A 21251-nucleotide genomic window follows, 5' to 3' on the forward strand; every position below is an offset into this window, starting at 1 on the left:
AAAAAGTGGTACAGAAAGGCAGGGAAACTGGTTGAGTAAGAAGTACTCTTCCAATCAATTTTTGAAAGGGGCAATGGTATTAACGGTTGCTGCACTAGTGACGAAGATATTAAGTGCAGTTTATCGGGTGCCGTTTCAAAATATTGTTGGGGATATTGGTTTTTATATCTATCAGCAGGTGTATCCTTTTTATGGAATTGCTATTGCGTTATCCACCTATGGATTCCCTGTGATCATCTCGAAGTTAGTAGCCGAGAAAATAGAAAATGAAGATGTAGAAGGAGCGAAGAATGTAGTCGTCACCTCTTTCATGTTCCTATGTATCGTTGGATTAAGCTGGTTTCTTATCGTGTACTTTGGAGCAGGGGTGATTGCCGGTTGGATGGGGGATCCACTCCTAAAACCGTTGATTCAAGTCATTTCATTATCCTTCCTGTTGTTAGCTCCCCTTTCTGTTCTGAGAGGTTACTATCAAGGAAAGGAAGATATGGTGCCCACCGCTGTTTCACAGGTGACAGAGCAAACGATAAGAGTGGCGACGATTCTTGTATTTTCAACTATTTTGGTGTCTCAGGGATATTCCCTGTATATTGCGGGGAACGGAGCGCTATTCGGTTCGATAACCGGTGGACTGGGAGGTTTGTTGGTTTTACTTTTCATAGTGACTGCACGCAGGGAAAGGCTGTTTTCACGCAAGTCCCTGAGGTTGTCCCCAGATTATTTACACATTTGGTCACGGTTATTAATGAACGGAACAGCCATTTGTGTAAGTGCCATGCTGCTGGTCCTTCTTCAGTTTGTTGATTCCTTAAATGTATATTCTCTCCTGGCCACATCAGGTATGGACAAGGAGTCAGGGAAAACGTGGAAGGGGATTTATGACCGGGGTCAGCCCTTTGTCCAGCTCGGGACAGTAGTGGCCACCTCCATTTCCCTCACTATCGTACCGTTGGTGACAAGTGCCTACTTGAAAAAGAAAGAGAATTTGATAAGGGAGTACAGTCAGTTATCCCTTAAAATCAGTATTACCATCGGATTTGCAGCTACATTGGGAATCATCAATATCATGGTTCCTACCAATACGATGTTTTTCGAAAATGCATTGGGCTCTAAGGTGATCGCCGTTTTCTGTCTTTCCATATTCTTTAGCTGTCTTATTCTTACGTTTGCAGGTATTTTCCAAGGGATCGGTAAGATTTATTACCCGGCATTCTGTATTTTGATAGGTATTCTCTTAAAATATATCGGCAACGCCTATCTTATCCCCGTCATGGGCATTATGGGAGCGTCCATCGCGACGGTCGTTTCTTTAGCCGTTATTACCTGCATGATGATCTTGAAGCTAAGGAGATTATTCCCTATCCGGTTTTTCCCACTTTCATTCTATAAAACCTTATTGCTGAGCGGCGCAGCCATGACCATCGTGTTACAGGTTTTCCTGCAGATTTATGATACACTTTTAGACAAAGGAATACCTGAACGAGAGCTTTCTGTCCTTTTTTCTTTAGGAGGAGCGTGTATTGGTGCTATCATTTTTCTGATTGTATTTTTAAGAGGAAATGTCCTCTCCAGAGAAGAAATGGGTTTCTTGCCGTTTGGTAGTAAATGGGTAAGGCTGATGAATATCATGCAACCAATGAATAAAAAGTAGCGAGGAGATCAATATGCATACAATAACAATTGTGGGTTTAGGTGCAGGAGACATCGAACAGCTCCCATTAGGAGTGTATCGATTAATTAAGAATAGCTCACATCTATACTTACGTACGAAGGAGCATCCAGTCGTAAAGGATTTAATTGCAGAAGATATAGAGTTTCAATCCTTTGATGCTGTATATGAAAAGTATGATCAGTTCGACCGTGTATATGAAGAAATTGTATATGAACTGGTTAGGGAATCTGAAAAGCATTCAATCGTCTACGCAGTTCCAGGTCATCCACTAGTGGCTGAAAAGGCTGTTCAAATGCTTTTGGAACTTCATGAAGCAGGAAAGATACAAGTGTCGATAGGCGGGGGTCAAAGCTTCATTGATGCTCTGTTTGCTTCTGTCGGAGCGGACCCGATCGATGGCTTTCAGCTGCTGGATGGTACGAGCTTAAAGCTTCACGACATTCATATGAATCAGCAGCTCATCATCGGTCAGGTGTATGATGCTTTTATCGCTTCTGAGGTGAAGATTACCCTGATGGAACTCTATCCATATGATTATGAAGTCATGCTTGTCACAGCGGCTGGCAGCAAGGAAGAGAAGGTGGATAGAATCCCCCTGGTAGAACTTGATCGTGTGGCCAACCTCAGCAATTTAACGAGCTTGTACGTCCCGGCTGTGAAAGAAAGGGCATCCACGTATAAACAATATGCAACATTGAGAGAGATCATCTCGACATTGAGGGGACCAAATGGGTGTCCATGGGATAAAGAGCAAACGCATCACTCCCTAAAGAAATATTTACTCGAAGAAACGTACGAATTATTGGAAGCCATTGAGGAAGATGATATTGATCATGTGATTGAAGAATTGGGGGATGTCCTGCTCCAGGTCATGCTTCATGCCCAAATTGGGGAGGATGAAGGAATGTTCACCATGGAGGAAGTGATTGAAAGTCTTGCTTCCAAAATGGTCCGAAGACACCCTCATGTATTCGGTTCGGTTCAAGTAGAAAATACGGTACAAGTGAAAGCGAACTGGGATGAAATCAAGAAGCAAGAAAAGCCGGATGATCATGAACCGATGCTTAAGAACGTTGCCAAAGGAATGCCGGCTCTCATGAAGGCATACGAATACCAGAAGAAAGCCGCAAAAGTAGGATTTGATTGGCCAGACCCACTAGGTGCCTGGGAAAAAGTATGGGAAGAATTAAAGGAGTTTGAAAACGAGGTCGAGAATAATAGTGAAAACCATATCAAAAAAGAATTTGGAGATATTTTATTCGCGCTTATCAATGTGGCCAGATTCTATAAGATATATCCAGAAGAAGCCCTGTCTATGACCAATACAAAATTTTACCACCGCTTTTCTTATGTGGAGGAACAGGTTTTGAAAACGGGGAAGAGCTTTGAGGATTTCACTTTAGAAGAATTAGACCAATTTTGGAACGAAGCCAAGAAGATGAATATCGAATAAGGGGAAATGAATAATGGTATCCATGAGATTAGATAAATTTTTAAAAGTATCAAGACTGATTAAAAGAAGAACGATGGCTAAAGAAATTGCCGACCAGGGCCGTATTACAGTGAATGGACTGCAAGCAAAAGCGAGCTCTAACGTGAAGGTTGGAGACGAATTAAGCGTGAGGTTTGGTCAAAAGATTATGAGGGTAAAGATAGAAAGGCTTCTTGAAACAACCAAAAAAGAAGAAGCGAGTGGGCTTTATTCCGTACTTTCAGAAGAAAGAGTTCAAGAAGAAACGGAATAAGGATTACATAGTAAGAGGCTCTATTTTGGTTCTATTTTTCTCCCGAAAACATAAACATAGTTACAAAGCTTGTACTATTGGAATGTGAGGGATGGGTATGAATCAATATTATGATGGAAACAAAGATAAAACGACTTTTCAAGAACATGACGTCATGATGAGGGGCCGCAAGCTTCTTGATATCACGGGTGTCAAACAGGTTGAAAGCTTCGATAATGAAGAGTTTCTACTCGAAACCGTTATGGGCTTCTTGTCTGTCAGAGGTCAAAATCTACAAATGAAAAATCTGGACGTGGACAAAGGCGTCGTCTCCATTAAAGGAAAGGTGTTTGATCTCGTTTACCTGGATGAACAAAATGGGGAGAAGGCTAAAGGCTTCTTTAGCAAGCTATTTCGATGACACTCTCAACCCAGTTCTACACCATGCTCTCCATGATCGGAATGGGAGCTTTATTTGGTGCGACACTAGACACGTACAATCGGTTCTTAAACCGGTCTGAAAGAAAACGGTGGCTTGTATTCTTAAACGATATTATGTTTTGGGTATTACAAGCCCTATCGATTTTTTATATTTTATTTGTCGTCAATTTTGGTGAGATCCGTATTTATATTTTCGTTGCTTTGCTGTGTGGCTTTGCTGGTTATCAGGCCCTCATCAAGCAGCTTTATCTTGCCTTTTTGGAACGGGTGATCTTATTTTTTATCTCCCTTTATAAATTTGGTGTAAAAATGGTGAAAAAATTAATTTATTCACCGATAAAATGGATAATTGTGCTTCTCGTTACCATGGTTTTATCTGTAGGAAAAGGGCTCATATCCGTCATAATCTTCCTTTTAAAGGTGATTTTGAAGGTGTTACAGTGGGCGATTAAGCTCGTAACGGCTCCAATATGGTGGATATTAAAGGGTATTTGGAATTTATTGCCGAAAAATCTTACAAAAAGAGTCGAGAAGTTATATAATAAAGTGGCAGGAATTTTTAAAGAATATATCAAAAAAGTATATAGAGTGGTAGAAAAGTTCAAAAAGAAACCTAAAGACAAGAAATAGGGCTTAAGGCTTTGCCACTCCATATTGTAAAGGAGGTTTGGGAATGAGAAAAAACGTGACACCAATGGAAAATGAATATGTTCGTCATCAGGAGCATATGCATCATTCGTCTTCTAAGAGAAAAAAGCGTTTGGTCCGTCGATTAGCAGTATTTTTAGTTTTAGTATTGGCAATTAGTGGATTTTTAATTTCGACTCTCATTTCCAGAGCCCATGTTTTAGAAGATAAACGTACTGAAAAAGCACAATTAGAAAAAAAGTTAGAACATCTAAAAGATAAGCAAACCGCGTTGGAAGAAGAGATTGTGAAGCTTAACGACGACGAATATATAGCCAAACTGGCGCGCCGGGATTACTTTTTATCAGATGAAGGTGAGATTATTTTCAACATACCTGAACCAGATAAAGAGAAAGAAGAAGAGGTGTCTTATTGACACTCTTTTTTTTAATTGGCTATAATATATAGTAAGGTTTATCTTTTATCATTTTAAGGAGGAGCATTTCTTTTATGTCAATCGAAGTAGGCAGCAAGTTACAGGGTAAGGTAACAGGTATTACAAATTTTGGAGCGTTCGTGGAATTATCGGAAGGTTCAACAGGTTTAGTTCACATTAGTGAAGTTGCAGACAACTATGTTAAGGATATTAACGAACACCTTAAAGTTGGCGACGAAGTAACAGTTAAGGTTATTAATGTTGAGAAAGATGGAAAGATCGGTTTGTCCATCCGAAAAGCGAAAGAGCAACCACAACGCCCGCAGCGCCCTCAGCGTCCTCAACGCCCGCGTAATAATAATAACAAACAGAACGACACACGTACTAAAGAGAGTTTCGAACAAAAGATGGCACGTTTCTTGAAAGACAGTGAGGATCGTTTATCATCTTTAAAGAAAAATACTGAGTCTCGTCGTGGTGGAAGAGGGGCGAAAAAAGGTTAACTTGCTGTCTATTAACTCATATAGCAGGTTGTGAACGGAAAACAGGCATACTCATAAGGATGAGTGTGCCTGTTTTTTTTATAGTGTAGAGAGGAAAACGACCTGCCCCCATCGAATAAAATAGTCTTAACTAATTTTATGGAGGCCGCCATTATGAAAAAAGAACAGATAATCGATCATTATGAATCGTTTAAGTTGTGGCTTAATGAATTGAAAAGGATCAATGATAAAGTGTGGTTTCAGCCAATGGAGGAAAGCAAGTGGTCGATTGCTGCAAATGTTTCTCACATGATCAAATGGGACCAATATTCATTAGTAGAGATTCTTCCAAATGTTTCAGAAGGAGCGCAGTTGTCTCCTTTTCCAGATTTTCAACGTTTTAATGGAGAAGCTGCAGAATATGCGCATGACGTGGTTAATAAGGAAGCTTTGATTGAAGAGGGTATCAAAACACGCGAATCGATTATAGCTTATGTAAGTAGCTTATCTGATGATGATTTACAACATTCGTTCTTAGTAGGAGATCAAAGCTTTACTCTTGAAGAGTTTTTTGAAGACTTTATCGGTCATGATAAACATCACCAGGAGCAAATTGAAGAAGTTGTGTCTGCAGAAATAACGTGATGTTCCTCTCTTCATTCGAAAAGATCTGAATACAAAAAAAGACTATCATAAATGATAGTCTTTTTTTACTATGACCCGTACGGGATTCGAACCCGTGTTACCGCCGTGAAAGGGCGGTGTCTTAACCGCTTGACCAACGGGCCATGAAATATGGTAGCGGCGGAGGGGATCGAACCCCCGACCTCACGGGTATGAACCGTACGCTCTAGCCAGCTGAGCTACACCGCCATATTTATACACCTTTTAGGCACAAAAACTATGATACATAGAAAGAATTATCTTGTCAATATAATCTAGTAAAGAATTTGTCAAAATTCCCTTAAGCATAGTCGCATAAGCGTTTAAGAGGGAAAAAGAAGAAAAGAAGAATAGGTATAACGAGAATATTCTGAATATTTTACCGGAATCTATAGAAAGTCGTCGAAACTTTCTTGGTATGTATTCCCTCATTTTGACAAAGTTTTAATCTTGTACCATTTATACTTAACAAAAAAGAAATGGGGAGTGTTTCATACATGGGGAAAGCCGATCAGTCAATCATAGAACCTGTTCAGAACGTGGACATTGAACACACTAGGGTGGAACTATCCAAAAGAGTCAAGTCTATTTATTCGAAACTGGAGTGGCTGTTCGTAGAAAAGGGGATCGCTTTATTCGTCATCGGATTTTTATTGGGTAGAGCGTTAATCCTTTCACATTTAACGCCGTTTGCACTGCCGTTCTTTGCCTCTGTTTACATTATTCGAAGAGAGAAATCTCCCATTGCACTAATCGGTTTGCTTGCAGGAGCTCTCACCTTATCTCTTCCTAGTATCAGTTATACGTTTGTCAGTGCGGTAATATTCCTATTAGCATTTCGATTGACTCAGAAATATCACAAGAATAATTTGAAAGTCGTCGCTTTTTATGTCTTCTTCACAGTAATAGTAGCAAAGCTTTCATTCGATTATATCCAGCAAGGACAAGCACTGACGGTGTACAACGGAGTAATGGCGTTAATAGAAGCATGCCTTGCCTTTCTTTTAACGTATATCTTCATTCAAAGTGTACCCCTTGTAACCGTACAGCGTAGAAGGAAATCGTTGAAAACAGAAGAAGTGGTCAGTCTGATCATTCTTTTAGCATCCATCCTGACAGGTACAATCGGATGGTCTGTATACAACCTGTCTGTAGAACATGTGTTATCAAGATACTTAGTGCTGCTGTTTTCCTTCATAGCAGGGGCTACCGTGGGCTCCACAGTAGGGGTTGTTACCGGGCTTGTTTTCAGTTTAGCCAATGTTTCCAGCTTTTATCAAATGAGCTTGCTTGCTTTCTCGGGGCTTCTGGGCGGCCTTATGAAAGAAGGAAAGAAATTCGGAGCAGCAATCGGTTTGTTAATCGCTACTTTATTAATGGGGATGTACGGAGAAACAGATACGGTCATAACGAAAACCTTATATGAATCGGGAGTTGCGATTTTACTCCTATTTTTAACCCCTCAAAGTTTAACATCTAAAATTGCCAAACATATTCCGGGAACAACAGAATATCAACAGGAACAACAGGGATATATGCGGAGAGTGAGAGATGTGACCGCTAATAGGGTCACACAGTTTTCCTCGGTGTTTCAAGCTTTGTCCAATAGTTTTCAACAAATAGAAGACCGATTTGAAGAGGAGGAAGATAAAGAGTTCGATTATTTCTTAAGCAATGTGACAGAGAAAACGTGTCAAACCTGTTTTAAGAAAGATCAGTGCTGGGCCCGAAATTTTGATAAAACCTATAATCTAATGAAAGATGTCATGACCGAGTATGATCAGGGCCGTGTTCCCCTGTCTCCAAAAATTGCTAGAGAGGTAGAGAAGCATTGTACGAGAGAGAAAAAACTGAAAGAAACAATATATCAGGAGTTGACCTTCTATCAAGCGAATCTGAAATTAAAGAAGCAGGTCCAGGAAAGCAGGAAGCTGGTCGCCGACCAATTACTTGGAGTATCAGAGGTGATGGGGAACTTCGCGAAAGAAATTCAAAGAGAAAGGGAGAATCATCATATTCAGGAAGAACAAATCTTATCGAGTATCGGAGAGTTTGGAATCGAGATTGAAAACATTGAAATCTATAACCTGGAACAGGGGAATGTTGATATAGATATGACCATGCCTTATTGCGGGGGACATGGACAGGGTGAAAAGCTGATTGCCCCGATGCTATCGGATATATTAGGTGAAAATATCATTGTTCAAAAGGAGGAGTGTGCTCAATTTCCGAACGGTCAATGTCATGTGACCTTCCAATCTGCCAAGAAATTTGTAGTGGATACCGGAGCTTCTCATGCAGCGAAAGGGGGAGGGCTGGTATCAGGAGACAGCTACTCGATGATTGAATTAGGAAGGGGAAAATATGCTGTTGCGATCAGTGACGGAATGGGGAACGGAGAACGTGCTCACTACGAAAGCAATGAAACACTGAGGCTTTTGAAAAAGATACTGGAATCCGGGATTGAAGAACAGGTAGCGATCAAATCCATCAACTCGATTTTATCTCTCAGAACGAATGATGAAATTTTCTCCACATTGGATTTAGCCATGATCGATCTGCAGAATGCGTCATCGAGATTCTTGAAAATTGGTTCAACCCCGAGTTTCATTAAGCGGGGAGATAAAATCATAAAGGTAGAGGCAAGCAATTTACCCATGGGCATGCTTCAGCAGGATTTCGATGTGGACGTCGTGTCTGAGCAATTAAAAGCAGGAGACCTTCTCATTATGATGAGTGATGGCGCTTTTGAAGGCCCGAAACATGTAGAAAATTATGACCTCTGGATGAAGAGGAAAATAAAGGAGCTGGAAACGGAAGAACCACAAGAAGTGGCCGATATTCTAATGGAGGAAGTGATCAGGTCGAGCTCCGGCTTAATAGAAGATGATATGACCATTGTGGTTTCAAAAATCAAACATAATATACCGAAATGGTCGTCTATCCCTGTGCAAAAATCGAAAGCGAAGGATAAAAAGAAAATTTCCTAGGACGAATATTCACCCTATAAAAATAGTTAACTAGAGTATAAATCCCTCCTTATTCGGCGAAGATGGTAACAACTTTAGAATGAGGAGGGGAGTCTGATGAAGCCAGGTACACTTCGTCAAATTCTATTAATTACGGATGGTTGCTCAAATCAAGGTGAAGACCCAATTGCGATGGCGGCTCTTGCGAAGGAGCAGGGAATCTCAGTGAACGTTATTGGGGTCATGGATAATGATGTGATAGATGATAATGGAATGAAGGAAATTGAAGGAATTGCTCTATCGGGGGGTGGAGTAAGTCAGATTGTATATGCTCAACAGCTTTCTCAAACTGTACAAATGGTCACGCGTAAAGCGATGACACAAACCTTACAGGGGGTTGTAAATAAAGAGCTGAAGCAAATCCTTGGTAAATCCGCATCTATGGAGGAGCTTCCTCCCGAAGAACGCGGGGAGGTCATGGAGGTTGTCGATGAACTGGGAGAATCCGTTGATATGGAAGTGTTGATTCTTGTTGATACGTCTGCGAGCATGAAGCATAAGCTTCCCACAGTTAAGGAAGCCTTATTAGACCTGTCATTGAGTCTGAATGCCAGAATGGGAGACAATAAATTTTCCGTCTTTGTATTTCCCGGGAAACGACAAGATGTCGAAAAATTGCTGGATTGGACACCGAAACTCGAAACATTAACGAGTATATTCTCTAAATTGTCTCCGGGTGGCATTACACCAACAGGTCCTGCGATCTCAGAAGCTATCACTCACTTTAAGAAAAAACGTTCATTAAGGGGATTGCTCTCTCGTGGCGATGATGAACAATACTTCGAAGAAACCATTTAATTTCCCACCTGGAACAGTTATAAGAGGAAAATGGTATAAGCAAATCTACACCATTGTAAAAGAATTAGGATATGGTGCGAACGGCATCGTTTACCTGGTACAAGGTTCGTCTGGATATCAGGCGTTAAAGATGGGTGAAAGCAATGTATCCATTACCTCGGAAGTGAATGTATTAAAATCTTTTTCTAAGGTCCAAGGTGCTCCCCTTGGGCCAAAGCTTCTTGATGTGGATGATTGGGAGTATCGGGGACAGAAAATACATTTTTACGTGATGGAATATATTCAAGGTACTGACTTGCTGTCATTTGTTCAATCAAAAGGATTTTCGTGGACAGGAGTACTCATTGCTCAGCTCCTGACAGACCTGGAGCGAATTCATAAGGAAGGATGGGTCTTTGGGGATTTAAAACCTGAAAACTTGATCGTCACCGGACCTCCTTACCGAATTCGCTGTATTGATGTTGGGGGAACCACCATCAATGGCCGTGCAATCAAAGAGTTTACGGAGTTTTTTGATAGAGGATACTGGGTGGGGGGGTCGCGAAGAGCCGAACCTTCTTATGATCTTTTCTCTGTGGGGATGATCCTCATTAATTTAGCCTATCCAGGGCGTTTCACTAAGGCAGGAAACGGGAATATGCAACAATTAAAGCAGGCGATCGGTTCCAAGGACCAACTGAAGAAGTTTGAAGGATCAATCCTTGATGCCCTGGAAGGGAAATTTCAATCTGCCAGTGATATGAGGGTCAGCCTCCTGAATGGACTTTCTCACTCTCAGCCAGTAAAGCAGCCAAAATCGAAACCTAAAGTCAGTAGACCTGTTTCAATGAGCTCTCATGTAAATTCATCCGCTTCACATACAAGTAGATATCAAAATCACCGAAATAAAAAATCAAGTCACTTTCTTGAGACTGTGCTCGTGGTGATGATTGTGTCGTTATTATATGTTTTGTATATCTATGGAGAATTGATGTAGTGTAAGAGTGTGAGAATTCAGCAGGTATTGGTACAATGGGGAAAATGGTTTTAGGAAGAGGAAGCGTTATGTTAGAGCAAACGATTAAAAGATTTATTCAAGACCATAGTTTGATTGAAAAAGGAGATCGTATTATGGTGGCAGTGTCGGGAGGCCCCGATTCCTTAGCGCTTCTCCATTTTCTTGATTCGAACAAAGCTGAGTGGGAAGTAGAAGTCATGGCGGCTCATCTTGATCATATGTTCAGAGGAGACGAATCCTATCAGGAACTCTTGTTCGTCAAAGAATACTGTAATAAGCGAAACGTCCCCTTTTACGGTGAAAGTGTGGATGTATCAATGGAGATCGAGCGGACGAATGGAAGTTTGCAGGAAACGGCCCGTCAAATTCGCTATGCATTTTTGATGGAGGTCATGGAAGAGGCATCTGCTACGAAATTAGCTCTTGGCCATCACGGGGATGATCAAGTAGAAACTATCCTGATGAAGATGACAAGAGGAGCATCCGGGGTTAGCAGGGCCGGGATTCCCTTGAAACGATCCATTGATGCAGGTGAGATCATACGGCCGTTTCTTTCTGTTACAAAAGAGCATATAGAGAAGTATTGTGAAAGGCACGATCTAAACCCGAGGAGAGACCCCAGTAATCTGAAGGAAGATTATACTAGGAACCGGTTCAGAAAAAAGGTTCTTCCTTTTTTGAAAAAAGAGAATCCTCATGTTCATCTCCAATTTCAACGATTTAGTGAAGAATTGGCAGAAGATGAGGTATATTTAGAGGAATTAACAAGGGATAGGTTGAATAAGGTATGGAATAACACTGAGGATTTCTCCTCTTTACATATCGATGGTTTTCTTGAAATGCCTCAGCCTTTACAAAGAAGAGGTATTAATCTAATATTAAACTATCTTTACAAACTTAGACCATCTTCCTTATCGTCTATACATATTTACGATGTATTGGGTATATTAAAAGGAAAAACGCCTAATGCCAGCTTGGATTTACCAAATGGGCTTAAGGTAACAAGGGCGTATCATACATGTTATTTTCATTTTGGGGAATTAGCGTTAACCGAAGCTCCTTATTGTCACGAGATACAGGTTAATGAAACGCTTGAACTTCAAGGTGGATATCAGTTCCTTCTTTATTTTTCTTCCTCGTTAGCAGAGGATTGTACCGGTGATAGGATCTACATTGATCCGGACAAGGTTACCCTGCCTTTATATGTGCGTACGAGAAAGAGCGGAGATCGAATGAAAGTGAAGGGGTTGAAAGGCTCAAAGAAGCTTAAGACACTCTTTATTGACGAAAAAGTTCCTGTTCACCTCCGTGACGAGTGGCCGATTGTAGTGGACGCAGATAACCACATCCTTTGGGTTCCGGGAATGAAAAAGTCTAATTACGATTTGGGAGAAGAGCAAGAAAATAGTTTAGTACTACAATTTAAGAGCAATCATCTTCTAGGAGGCAGTTGAACATTGTTAAACCAAGATATTGAAAAAGTGTTAATTTCAGAAGAAGAACTTCAAGAAAAGATTAAAGCATTAGGTGCACAATTAACAGAGGAATATCAAGACCGTTTTCCTTTGGCAATTGGAGTTTTAAAGGGCGCGATGCCATTCATGGCCGACCTTTGTAAACGTATGGATACGCATATGGAAATGGATTTCATGGATGTATCCAGCTACGGGAACTCTACTGTCTCTTCAGGAGAAGTAAAGATTGTGAAAGATTTAGATACGAAAGTGGAAGGTCGGGATATCCTGATCATTGAAGATATCATCGACAGTGGCTTAACATTAAGCTACCTGGTGGAGCTATTCCGTTATCGTAAAGCGAAATCCATCAGCATTGTCACGCTGCTTGACAAGCCGACTGGACGTAAAGCTGATATCAAAGCGGACTATGTGGGCTTTATTGTCCCTGACGAGTTCGTCGTCGGCTATGGTCTTGATTTCGCTGAAAGATACCGTAATTTGCCGTATATCGGAGTTTTAAAACCAAGAGTGTATACAACAGGAGAATAAGTATAATCTAAAGAGGAATCTTGTAAGTGCAATTTGTTGTAATGCCATGATTTTCTATGATACTATTTTACTTAGTTTGTTTACCGTGGGAGGAGGTAAGGGATGAACCGGATCTTTCGAAACACCATATTCTATTTACTGGTCTTTTTAGTGATTATAGGTGTGGTGAGTTATTTCAGTAACAACAACGAGCCAACCAAAAATATCGAGTACAGTACGTTTATTAATAACCTTGAAGACGGAGACGTTTCTTCTTTTTCAATTCAGCCTGGCAGGGGCGTTTATGAAGTAAAAGGACAGATGGAAGGGGCTAAAGAAGGAGAGTACTTCTTAACCTATGTCCTTACTACAGATGGAAAGTTAATGGAGAAGATCAATACGGCAGCATCAGAGCAAGGAATTGATGTGGAAGTATTACAAGCCAAAGAAACAAGCGGCTGGGTATCTTTCTTTACAACGATCATTCCATTTGTCATTATCTTTATTCTGTTCTTCTTCTTACTTAACCAAGCTCAAGGCGGCGGAAGCCGTGTCATGAACTTTGGGAAAAGTAAAGCAAAGCTATATAGTGAAGAGAAGAAGAAAGTTCGCTTTAAAGATGTAGCGGGAGCAGATGAAGAGAAACAAGAACTTGTAGAGGTAGTGGAATTCTTAAAGGATCCACGCAAATTCTCTGAAGTGGGTGCCCGTATTCCAAAGGGTGTCCTTTTAGTAGGACCTCCAGGTACAGGTAAAACCTTACTTGCACGAGCAGTGGCTGGAGAAGCAGGAGTTCCTTTCTTCTCAATCAGTGGTTCCGACTTCGTTGAAATGTTTGTCGGTGTCGGTGCATCTCGTGTACGTGATTTATTCGAAAATGCGAAGAAGAATGCACCTTGTATCATTTTCATTGATGAAATTGATGCAGTCGGTCGTCAACGTGGAGCAGGTCTGGGTGGAGGTCACGATGAGCGTGAACAAACCCTTAACCAGTTACTAGTCGAAATGGACGGTTTTGGTGCTAACGAAGGTATTATCATCGTCGCCGCAACAAACCGACCAGATATTCTGGATCCCGCATTGTTACGTCCAGGACGTTTCGACCGTCAAATTACAGTGGATCGTCCTGACCTTAGAGGACGTGAAGCGGTTCTTAAAGTTCATTCGCATAATAAACCGCTTGATGATTCAGTGGATTTAAAAGCGATTGCGATGAGAACACCAGGATTCTCTGGAGCCGACTTAGAAAACCTTCTGAACGAAGCAGCTCTTGTAGCAGCCCGTGAGGATAAGAAGAAAATCGATATGCGCGATATTGATGAAGCAACAGACCGTGTCATTGCAGGTCCTGCTAAGAAGAGCCGCGTCATATCTGAAAAAGAACGTAAAATCGTGGCTTTCCATGAAGCGGGTCACACCGTTATCGGATTAGTCCTTGATGAAGCAGATATGGTACATAAGGTGACCATCGTCCCTCGTGGGCAAGCAGGCGGATATGCCGTTATGCTTCCGAAAGAAGATCGTTACTTTATGACGAAGCCTGAGCTTCTTGATAAGATTACCGGTTTACTTGGTGGTCGTGTAGCAGAGGAAATCATCTTCGGTGATGTATCAACCGGTGCTCACAATGACTTCCAACGTGCAACTGGAATCGCACGTAAAATGGTCACTGAATATGGTATGAGTGATAAGCTTGGACCACTTCAGTTCGGTCAATCACAAGGTGGTCAAGTGTTCTTGGGACGCGACATCAATAGTGAGCAAAACTATTCAGATGCCATCGCATATGAAATTGACCTAGAAATGCAGCGTCTAATCAAAGAAAGTTATGAGAGAGCGAAGCGAATTCTTACTGAGAATCGAGACAAGCTTGAACTCATTGCGAAAACATTATTAGACATCGAAACATTAGATGCGGCGCAAATCAAGCATTTAATGGATCACGGTAAACTACCTGAGCGTATCTATGAATCCGACCAGGAAAATAGTGACGTGAAAGTAAATATCCAAAAGAAAAATGAAGAAAACGTGATCGAAGAAGATACGGCTTCAAAAGAAGACGACTCTAACTCAGATCGCACCTAATATTGAGGGATGCATCCATTTATGGGTGCATCCTTTTTTTGATTACTGAATCTTATGCTTGTCACCTCTGGGCAAAGCCCTTGCGCTTTTATTCTCGTCCAGCTCTGGCATGATAAAAATTAAAGTCATATGCAAAATAGTCCCAAAAGGTAAGTGAATGAGATAAGCTGAATCAGTCCTTATTAACTTTAAACATTGACAACAAATTGATTTTTGAGAATAAACGCCCACCATATTTAAAATAGGGGCTTCTTTTGTTTATCTATAATTAGGAAGTCATAATGACAAGCACAGAGTGGATTGTAGCGGAAGGCACTTGACTCCCTCGGGAAAAGTTATTATGTCAGGGCTTTGAACCGTATTATTCTCTTTATAAAATTTTTTTTGCGTGACGTTAACCAGTTTTATTCCCTTCATTTTTCATTTGTTCAAAATAAAGGGAAATATACTTACGCGTTGCGTTAAGAGACTGGAAGGATCTCCCTTAAATTCATTATGGGCACTTTTGATCTCTGCTTATTAGGTGGACTCACCCTCCCATATCTCCTGGCATCTTGTGCCTACATTCCTTCGTTGGGTCTTTCCCTAACGCAGAGGCCGGCGTATGCTCCTGCATGGACTGATCAATAGATCGTCGAAAGTCGTGTATGGGCCGGCTTCTCAGTGTCTGGGTTGTAGAAGAACTACGTTTTATATCAGTAGTTTATGCTGCTTTATAAGGAGCGAGAAAAGGCATATCTTGTATCATTCGTTCGGCATCAAATTTCGTTTCATACTGGCTAAGACCGTGACAGATTTGAAGGAGTTTGCGACAAAGAATCACAAGTGCTTCTTTTTTCGTTACCGGCTTCTCTCGGTTTTCACTGTAATACTCATAAAGTGTCTTAAAGGCCGGATTGGCGTGAAGTAATGGCAACATCGCTTTGTATAATAGGGACCGAAGCCTTCTCCTCCCTCGCTTAGAGATTCTTTTTCTGCCTTTTGATTCACCGGATGAGTTGGTTACGAGTGTAAGTCCCGCGAGTTTGAATAGTTGGCGTGGATCTTTATAACGTTTCAATGAACCGGTTTCGGAAAGTAGCTCTAAAACGGTCGATTCGCTGATACCAGGAATGGACAAAAGGTAATCAAAATCAGTCAGCTCACGGGCAAGAGCGATAAGATTTTCAGTTAACGAGTTTATCTGTGATTCATACATGGACATTTGATCAAGTAACATCCTGATTTCCATGCGCGCCATCTCCGGACTGTCTTGAAGTCCAATTGAATACTCCGCTACTTGGAGTAGTCGTTCTACTTTCCTTTTCGACAGATAGCGAATCCCCTTTTCCTGAAGAAAACCAATCAGTTCTTCGGGAGAGAAAATCAAGAGATCTTCCGGTAAAGGCGCATATTTCAAGATAGCCTGAGCCTGTTTACCAAGCCCTTTGATTGCGGAGGTAAACTCAGGGAAGTAAAGATCGAGCCAGCGTCGGATGCGGTTTTGAATGGAGGCCGATTGGTCTTTTAAACGGGCTCGAAAGGCCGTCCCCCGGCGGAGTTCTGAATCGATTTTCGTCATTTCCCTTGGCAAACTATAATACCCTTGAGGCATCATCTTAGCGATGACACGGGCATCCTTTAAATCATTTTTACTCTGCAGGTTATCGTCCAACTCTTTGGATTGTTTTACGTGCAGAGGATTAACAAGGACGAATGGGATGCCTTGATTCGTTAGAAAAGCTGCGAGGTTCATCCAGTAATGACCGGTAGGTTCAAAGCCTATGATGACCTCTTTCTTACCATGTGTCTCCATTAACTTCATGAGAGTCGCGTAAAAGGTTTCAAAGCCGTTAAGCGATTGACGAATGACAAAGCTTTTCCTAAGTTCACGTCCGCGTTCATCTACGGCGCACGCATAGTGGTTGCGCTTGGCGATGTCGATGCCAATAACTAGTGTCGTTTCAGAAATTTGATTAATACGTCGATTTCGATTATCATGCATGTGAAGATCCTCCTTAGTTATGAGCGATTGGTTAGCACCTGCATCATAACGGAGGGTCTTTTTTTATGCAATAGTGACATTCTTATCTCACAGGAATAGCTCCTGCGGGAAATAGAGGAAAGGTCGAGACCCCGCAGGGCGAAGCTCGAGGAGGCTCGACTTCCTCCCCGCGGAAAGAAAGTGCCTGGAGCGGAAAGGAACGGTCAAAGTTTTCGCGTTATCACTTATGGTAAATGAATTTTTTGGAAGTTACGCAAAACAAATGGACCTCCTAACCAAGCCGGTTCCGCTTTTGTACCTATTCTAAATAAATTATGGTATGATGTTGGCAGTGTGAAAACAATTGGCTTAGTAGGTGAGGATATTGATTTTTGTAATGGATGTAGGGAATACCAATATTGTGTTTGGTGTATATGAAAATGACCATTTAAAATATCATTGGAGAGCTGAAACGAATCGACATAAAACGGAAGATGAGTTCGGAATGCTTGTGAAGAATCTGTTCGAGCATGTGAAGCTGACGTTTGACGAGATTGACGGAATCATCATTTCCTCCGTTGTCCCTCCAATTATGTTTAGTTTGGAACGTATGTGTGAGAAGTATTTTAATATTACTCCGCTCGTCGTTGGCCCTGGTATAAAGACCGGCTTAAATATCAAGTATGAAAACCCAAGGGAAGTCGGAGCGGATCGAATCGTTAATGCTGTTGCTGGTATTCACGAATACGGTGGTCCTCTCATTATTGTCGACTTCGGTACAGCGACGACCTATTGCTATATCAATGAGGAAAGACAATATATGGGTGGAGCGATCGCACCTGGAATCGGCATTTCAACAGAAGCCCTGTACTCGAAGGCTGCTAAATTGCCAAGGATTGAAATTGCCCGTCCTGAGCACATCATTGGCAAGAATACCGTAACGGCTATGCAAGCGGGTATTCTCTATGGATATGTTGGACAAGTAGAAGGTATCGTTCAAAGAATGAAAGCACAAAGTAAGAAGGAACCAACTGTCATTGCAACGGGAGGATTAGCGACATTGATTTCGAAAGAATCCAACAGCATCGACGTCGTAGATCCTTTCCTGACATTAAAAGGATTAAAATTAATCTACAAGAGAAACATGAACTAAAGTGAAAGGAGCTTCAACCATGAGCGACTATTTAGTAAAAGCGTTGGCCTATAATGGCCAGGTACGTGCTTATGCAGTGAAAAGCACGGATACAGTAGGAGAAGCACAAAGAAGACACGGAACATGGCCGACTGCATCAGCAGCATTAGGTAGAAGCATTAGTGCCGGAGTGATGATGGGGGCAATGCTAAAAGGGGAAAATAAATTAACGATCAAAGTAGAGGGTGGTGGCCCGATCGGTGCCATTCTTGTAGATAGTAATGCAAAAGGAGAGGTCAGGGGTTATGTGACCAACCCACATGTACACTTCGATTTAAACGAGCAAGGGAAGCTTGATGTCCGTCGTGCAGTTGGTACAACCGGAACGTTATCCATTGTAAAAGATATCGGAATGAGGGATCATTTCTCCGGTCAGGTTCCGATTGTTTCAGGAGAACTTGGAGAAGACTTTACGTATTATTTCGTCACTTCAGAACAAGTGCCCTCTTCTGTAGGTGTAGGTGTACTGGTGAACCCTGACAATTCAATTCTTGCAGCAGGCGGATTTATCCTGCAGCTAATGCCGGGAACGGATGATGAAACGATTACGAAGATTGAGGAACGCCTGGCTAAAATCCCTCCGATCTCAAAACTAATCGAAAAGGGACTCACGCCTGAAGAGGTATTAGAAGAAGTACTTGGAAAAGGGGAAGTCAAAGTACTTGAAACGCTTCCGGTGGCATTTAAGTGTCAGTGTAATAAAGAACGTTTTTCAAATGCCATCATCAGCCTAGGTGAGCAGGAAATTCAAGAAATGATTGATGAAGATGGAAGTGCAGAAGCAAGCTGTCACTTCTGTAATGAAACGTATGTGTTTTCTAAAGAAGAATTGGAAGAACTGAAAGCAAACGCGAAGCAGTAAATCAGATTCAGGGAGAATGGGAGAAATGAGAATTAAACGGTCTGTACTCATGGTTATGGTTGGGGTACTTCTTGTCACTAACATCATTACACTCTTGTGGAATCGCTCTTCGGGGGTAAGTGGAACTCCCGAAGTAGTGGCAACGGTGGGCGGAGAGTCAATTACCCGGGAGGACTGGTTGTATTCCCTTGAGCAAAAACATGGCAAAGAAGAGTTGAAGGCATTGATCAATCAACAAGTGATCGACCATTTAGCGAAGAAATATGATATCTCCGTTTCAGATAAAGAAGTAGAGCAGGAATATTATTTCATCCAATCTGTTTTTAATGAGCACGATAAAGAAAATCTTGAAGATGAAGATTCACTAAAGACTCGAATCAGATCTGAATTGTTATTAGAGGAGCTCCTCACGAAGGATGTCCAAGTACCTGAAAAAGAGTTGAAAAGCTTCTATAATCAAAACGAGCATCTCTACTCTATTTCTAAAATGTATAAGCTGAAGCAGTTGAAGGTGGATGATCAATCAGAAGCAGCTCAAGCATTGGAAGAACTTGAAGATGGATCTGACTTTGAAGCATTGGCAATGGAGCGTTCAAGTGATGAGCAAAGTGCTAATTTAGGGGGAGACATTGGATATGTTACTCTGGATGGAGATTTCCTATCTTCAGAAGCGTCAGAAGAAATAGAGTCTCTCTCCCCTGGTGAATGGACAAAACCGATCCGAGAGGATTCAGAGTACGTTATTTATTATGTAGACGATGTTTTGAAAGAAAGACATTTTTCATTCAAAGATGTAAAATCTCAAATTCGCAGACAAATTGCTTTAGAGCAAGTAGAGACGTCTCTTCAGCCCGAGTCCTTTTGGAAAGAGGTTGAAGTGGAATGGTTTTACGGAAAACAGAACTAGAAGGGGCTGACCTATTAAAGGTCAGCTTCTTTTACATAGAGAGACACTTTTTAACGAAACATAGGATAAATGAAATATGCATACATATAACCTAGAGGAGAGACAACTTGGTTTCATAAACAAGCATAAAGTGAGCATGAAAGAAGGATGATACACCTCCAACCAAGATGGTCGGGGTGAACATTGTTTATGCTTTTTAATTGACAAATTTATTGAATATTGTTACATTTTTATAAAACCAACAAATTTACTTGGAATTAGGAGTGATGAATGAATGGTGAGAGTAGCCAATTCAATTTCGGAATTAATAGGTCAGACTCCAGTGGTAAAACTGAATCGATTAGTAGATGAAAATAGTGCAGATGTTTACTTGAAATTAGAATATATGAACCCGGGAAGCTCTGTAAAAGATCGTATCGCATTAGCTATGATTGAAGCTGGGGAAGAAGAAGGTACGATTAATCCCGGAGATACGATTGTTGAGCCAACGAGTGGAAATACGGGTATCGGTTTAGCGATGGTAGCTGCCGCAAAAGGATACCGTGCGTTACTGGTCATGCCTGACACAATGAGTATGGAGAGACGCAACCTGTTACGTGCATACGGCGCAGAATTAGTATTAACACCAGGAGCAGAAGGTATGGGAGGGGCCATTCGCAAAGCAGAAGAGTTAGCGAAAGAAAAAGGCTACTTCATGCCTCAGCAATTCAAAAATGAAGCCAACCCTAAAGTTCATCGAGAAACAACCGGACCTGAGATCGTCGAGCAAATGGGCGATCAACTGGATGCCTTCATTGCAGGGATCGGAACAGGCGGTACGATTACTGGTGCGGGAGAAGTGCTGAAGAAGCATTACCCATCAATCGAGCTGTATGCCGTGGAACCGTCAGATTCACCAGTATTATCAGGAGGAAAGCCTGGTCCTCATAAAATCCAAGGAATCGGTGCCGGGTTTATCCCTGATATTTTAGATACAGAGGTATATAACCATGTCATTCAAGTTGAAAAAGATTCGGCCTTCGACTATGCAAGAAGAGCAGCTAAAGAAGAGGGGATACTGGGCGGGATTTCTTCAGGAGCGGCCATTTATGCAGCTATAGAAGTAGCGAAGAAGTTAGGGAAGGGTAAGAAAGTTCTTGCTATCATCCCTAGTAACGGAGAACGCTATTTAAGTACTCCTCTTTACCAATTTGATGAAGAATAATAATAAGTGGCGGATCCTGCAGAATGAACTCTTCAGGATCCTTTTTTTTGTGTTCATCTGTTGAAACTTTTATTGTAAAAGTCCCCTTCAATACCGATCCATTCTCCACCATCCCCCTCACATAATTTCAAGTTTTTAACGATGAAACCTTCCCGAAGTTCATGTATCATGAAAGTAGATAAAG

At 41.4% G+C, this 21251-nt stretch carries 19 protein-coding genes and 2 tRNA genes; 18 read left to right on the forward strand and 3 right to left on the reverse strand.

Going from position 1 to position 21251, the window contains the following annotated elements:
- Positions 1-31: 31 nt before the first annotated feature.
- The 8 genes from ACYH0O_RS00350 (at position 32) to ACYH0O_RS00385 (ending at position 6027) form a co-directional block, all read left to right on the forward strand.
- Positions 32-1651: a putative polysaccharide biosynthesis protein gene (locus ACYH0O_RS00350; RefSeq protein WP_482630747.1), complete on the forward strand. Its 1620-nt coding sequence runs from the start codon at positions 32-34 to the stop codon at positions 1649-1651.
- Positions 1652-1664: 13 nt separating this feature from the next.
- On the forward strand, positions 1665-3125 hold the full coding sequence (gene yabN / locus ACYH0O_RS00355; protein ID WP_482630748.1) for a bifunctional methyltransferase/pyrophosphohydrolase YabN: 1461 nt from the start codon (positions 1665-1667) through the stop codon (positions 3123-3125).
- Positions 3126-3147: 22 nt separating this feature from the next.
- Complete coding sequence (locus ACYH0O_RS00360) at positions 3148-3417, forward strand: RNA-binding S4 domain-containing protein (protein WP_044340650.1); 270 nt, start codon at positions 3148-3150, stop codon at positions 3415-3417.
- Positions 3418-3514: 97 nt separating this feature from the next.
- Positions 3515-3817, forward strand: a complete 303-nt coding sequence (yabP, locus tag ACYH0O_RS00365; RefSeq protein WP_482630749.1) for a sporulation protein YabP — start codon at positions 3515-3517, stop codon at positions 3815-3817.
- The gene (yabQ, locus tag ACYH0O_RS00370) at positions 3814-4467 is read left to right on the forward strand and encodes a spore cortex biosynthesis protein YabQ (protein ID WP_482630750.1); all 654 of its coding nucleotides are present in this window, start codon (positions 3814-3816) and stop codon (positions 4465-4467) included. Before yabP ends, yabQ begins: the two co-directional genes overlap by 4 nt.
- Before the next feature lie 43 nt (positions 4468-4510).
- Positions 4511-4900 carry an FtsB family cell division protein gene (locus ACYH0O_RS00375; protein ID WP_482630751.1) on the forward strand — a complete coding sequence of 130 codons (390 nt, stop codon included), beginning with the start codon at positions 4511-4513 and terminating at the stop codon, positions 4898-4900.
- Between the two features lie 74 nt (positions 4901-4974).
- On the forward strand, positions 4975-5403 hold the full coding sequence (locus ACYH0O_RS00380; protein ID WP_149158191.1) for a S1 domain-containing RNA-binding protein: 429 nt from the start codon (positions 4975-4977) through the stop codon (positions 5401-5403).
- A 153-nt stretch (positions 5404-5556) separates the two neighbouring features.
- Positions 5557-6027, forward strand: coding sequence for a DinB family protein (locus ACYH0O_RS00385; protein WP_482630752.1), 471 nt, complete (start codon positions 5557-5559; stop codon positions 6025-6027).
- 71 nt (positions 6028-6098) lie between these two features.
- Here ACYH0O_RS00385 and ACYH0O_RS00390 read toward each other — a convergent pair.
- Positions 6099-6170 (reverse strand) — tRNA-Glu (locus ACYH0O_RS00390).
- Between the two features lie 8 nt (positions 6171-6178).
- Positions 6179-6255: transfer RNA gene (locus ACYH0O_RS00395), tRNA-Met, on the reverse strand.
- Positions 6256-6542: 287 nt separating this feature from the next.
- Here ACYH0O_RS00395 and spoIIE point away from each other — a divergent pair.
- The 6 genes from spoIIE (at position 6543) to ftsH (ending at position 14939) form a co-directional block, all read left to right on the forward strand.
- On the forward strand, positions 6543-9035 hold the full coding sequence (gene spoIIE, locus ACYH0O_RS00400; protein ID WP_149158193.1) for a stage II sporulation protein E: 2493 nt from the start codon (positions 6543-6545) through the stop codon (positions 9033-9035).
- 96 nt (positions 9036-9131) lie between these two features.
- The gene (locus tag ACYH0O_RS00405; RefSeq protein WP_482630753.1) at positions 9132-9872 is read left to right on the forward strand and encodes a VWA domain-containing protein; all 741 of its coding nucleotides are present in this window, start codon (positions 9132-9134) and stop codon (positions 9870-9872) included.
- Entirely contained in the window at positions 9841-10848 is a 1008-nt protein-coding gene (locus ACYH0O_RS00410) for a protein kinase domain-containing protein (RefSeq protein ID WP_482632469.1), read from the forward strand. The genes ACYH0O_RS00405 and ACYH0O_RS00410 overlap by 32 nt, the downstream gene beginning before the upstream one ends.
- A gap of 68 nt (positions 10849-10916) precedes the next feature.
- Positions 10917-12323 (forward strand): tRNA lysidine(34) synthetase TilS, encoded by a 1407-nt coding sequence (gene tilS / locus ACYH0O_RS00415; protein ID WP_482630754.1) that lies wholly within the window; start codon positions 10917-10919, stop codon positions 12321-12323.
- A 3-nt stretch (positions 12324-12326) separates the two neighbouring features.
- On the forward strand, positions 12327-12875 hold the full coding sequence (hpt, locus tag ACYH0O_RS00420; protein WP_482630755.1) for a hypoxanthine phosphoribosyltransferase: 549 nt from the start codon (positions 12327-12329) through the stop codon (positions 12873-12875).
- Positions 12876-12977: 102 nt separating this feature from the next.
- Positions 12978-14939 carry an ATP-dependent zinc metalloprotease FtsH gene (gene ftsH, locus ACYH0O_RS00425; RefSeq protein WP_149158196.1) on the forward strand — a complete coding sequence of 654 codons (1962 nt, stop codon included), beginning with the start codon at positions 12978-12980 and terminating at the stop codon, positions 14937-14939.
- Between the two features lie 703 nt (positions 14940-15642).
- Here ftsH and ACYH0O_RS00430 read toward each other — a convergent pair.
- Positions 15643-16923, reverse strand: coding sequence for an IS110 family RNA-guided transposase (locus ACYH0O_RS00430; RefSeq protein ID WP_482629260.1), 1281 nt, complete (start codon positions 16921-16923; stop codon positions 15643-15645).
- A gap of 364 nt (positions 16924-17287) precedes the next feature.
- Here ACYH0O_RS00430 and ACYH0O_RS00435 point away from each other — a divergent pair, with 364 nt between their 5' ends.
- From ACYH0O_RS00435 to cysK, 4 genes are all read left to right on the forward strand, one after another.
- Complete coding sequence (locus ACYH0O_RS00435; protein ID WP_172655809.1) at positions 17288-18055, forward strand: type III pantothenate kinase; 768 nt, start codon at positions 17288-17290, stop codon at positions 18053-18055.
- Positions 18056-18074: 19 nt separating this feature from the next.
- Positions 18075-18956, forward strand: a complete 882-nt coding sequence (gene hslO / locus ACYH0O_RS00440) for an Hsp33 family molecular chaperone HslO (protein WP_482630756.1) — start codon at positions 18075-18077, stop codon at positions 18954-18956.
- A 25-nt stretch (positions 18957-18981) separates the two neighbouring features.
- A complete protein-coding gene (locus ACYH0O_RS00445) occupies positions 18982-19863 on the forward strand; it encodes a peptidyl-prolyl cis-trans isomerase (protein ID WP_482630757.1) in 882 nt (293 codons plus the stop codon).
- Between the two features lie 274 nt (positions 19864-20137).
- Positions 20138-21067: a cysteine synthase A gene (cysK, locus tag ACYH0O_RS00450; protein WP_149158199.1), complete on the forward strand. Its 930-nt coding sequence runs from the start codon at positions 20138-20140 to the stop codon at positions 21065-21067.
- The last annotated feature ends 184 nt before the right edge of the window (positions 21068-21251 follow it).

The sequence above is a fragment of the Rossellomorea sp. H136 genome (assembly GCF_056838065.1).

Excerpts from the sequence above, each read along its gene's own strand:
- yabN (WP_482630748.1), top strand. The coding sequence starts at position 1,665 with ATGCATACAATAACAATTGTGGGTTTAGGTGCAGGAGACATCGAACAG.
- ACYH0O_RS00360 (WP_044340650.1), top strand. The coding sequence starts at position 3,148 with ATGAGATTAGATAAATTTTTAAAAGTATCAAGACTGATTAAAAGAAGA.
- yabP (WP_482630749.1), top strand. The coding sequence starts at position 3,515 with ATGAATCAATATTATGATGGAAACAAAGATAAAACGACTTTTCAAGAA.
- yabQ (WP_482630750.1), top strand. The coding sequence starts at position 3,814 with ATGACACTCTCAACCCAGTTCTACACCATGCTCTCCATGATCGGAATG.
- ACYH0O_RS00375 (WP_482630751.1), top strand. The coding sequence starts at position 4,511 with ATGAGAAAAAACGTGACACCAATGGAAAATGAATATGTTCGTCATCAG.
- ACYH0O_RS00380 (WP_149158191.1), top strand. The coding sequence starts at position 4,975 with ATGTCAATCGAAGTAGGCAGCAAGTTACAGGGTAAGGTAACAGGTATT.
- ACYH0O_RS00385 (WP_482630752.1), top strand. The coding sequence starts at position 5,557 with ATGAAAAAAGAACAGATAATCGATCATTATGAATCGTTTAAGTTGTGG.
- spoIIE (WP_149158193.1), top strand. The coding sequence starts at position 6,543 with ATGGGGAAAGCCGATCAGTCAATCATAGAACCTGTTCAGAACGTGGAC.
- ACYH0O_RS00405 (WP_482630753.1), top strand. The coding sequence starts at position 9,132 with ATGAAGCCAGGTACACTTCGTCAAATTCTATTAATTACGGATGGTTGC.
- ACYH0O_RS00410 (WP_482632469.1), top strand. The coding sequence starts at position 9,841 with ATGATGAACAATACTTCGAAGAAACCATTTAATTTCCCACCTGGAACA.
- tilS (WP_482630754.1), top strand. The coding sequence starts at position 10,917 with ATGTTAGAGCAAACGATTAAAAGATTTATTCAAGACCATAGTTTGATT.
- ftsH (WP_149158196.1), top strand. The coding sequence starts at position 12,978 with ATGAACCGGATCTTTCGAAACACCATATTCTATTTACTGGTCTTTTTA.
- ACYH0O_RS00430 (WP_482629260.1), bottom strand. The coding sequence starts at position 16,923 with ATGCATGATAATCGAAATCGACGTATTAATCAAATTTCTGAAACGACA.
- hslO (WP_482630756.1), top strand. The coding sequence starts at position 18,075 with ATGAGCGACTATTTAGTAAAAGCGTTGGCCTATAATGGCCAGGTACGT.
- ACYH0O_RS00445 (WP_482630757.1), top strand. The coding sequence starts at position 18,982 with ATGAGAATTAAACGGTCTGTACTCATGGTTATGGTTGGGGTACTTCTT.
- cysK (WP_149158199.1), top strand. The coding sequence starts at position 20,138 with ATGGTGAGAGTAGCCAATTCAATTTCGGAATTAATAGGTCAGACTCCA.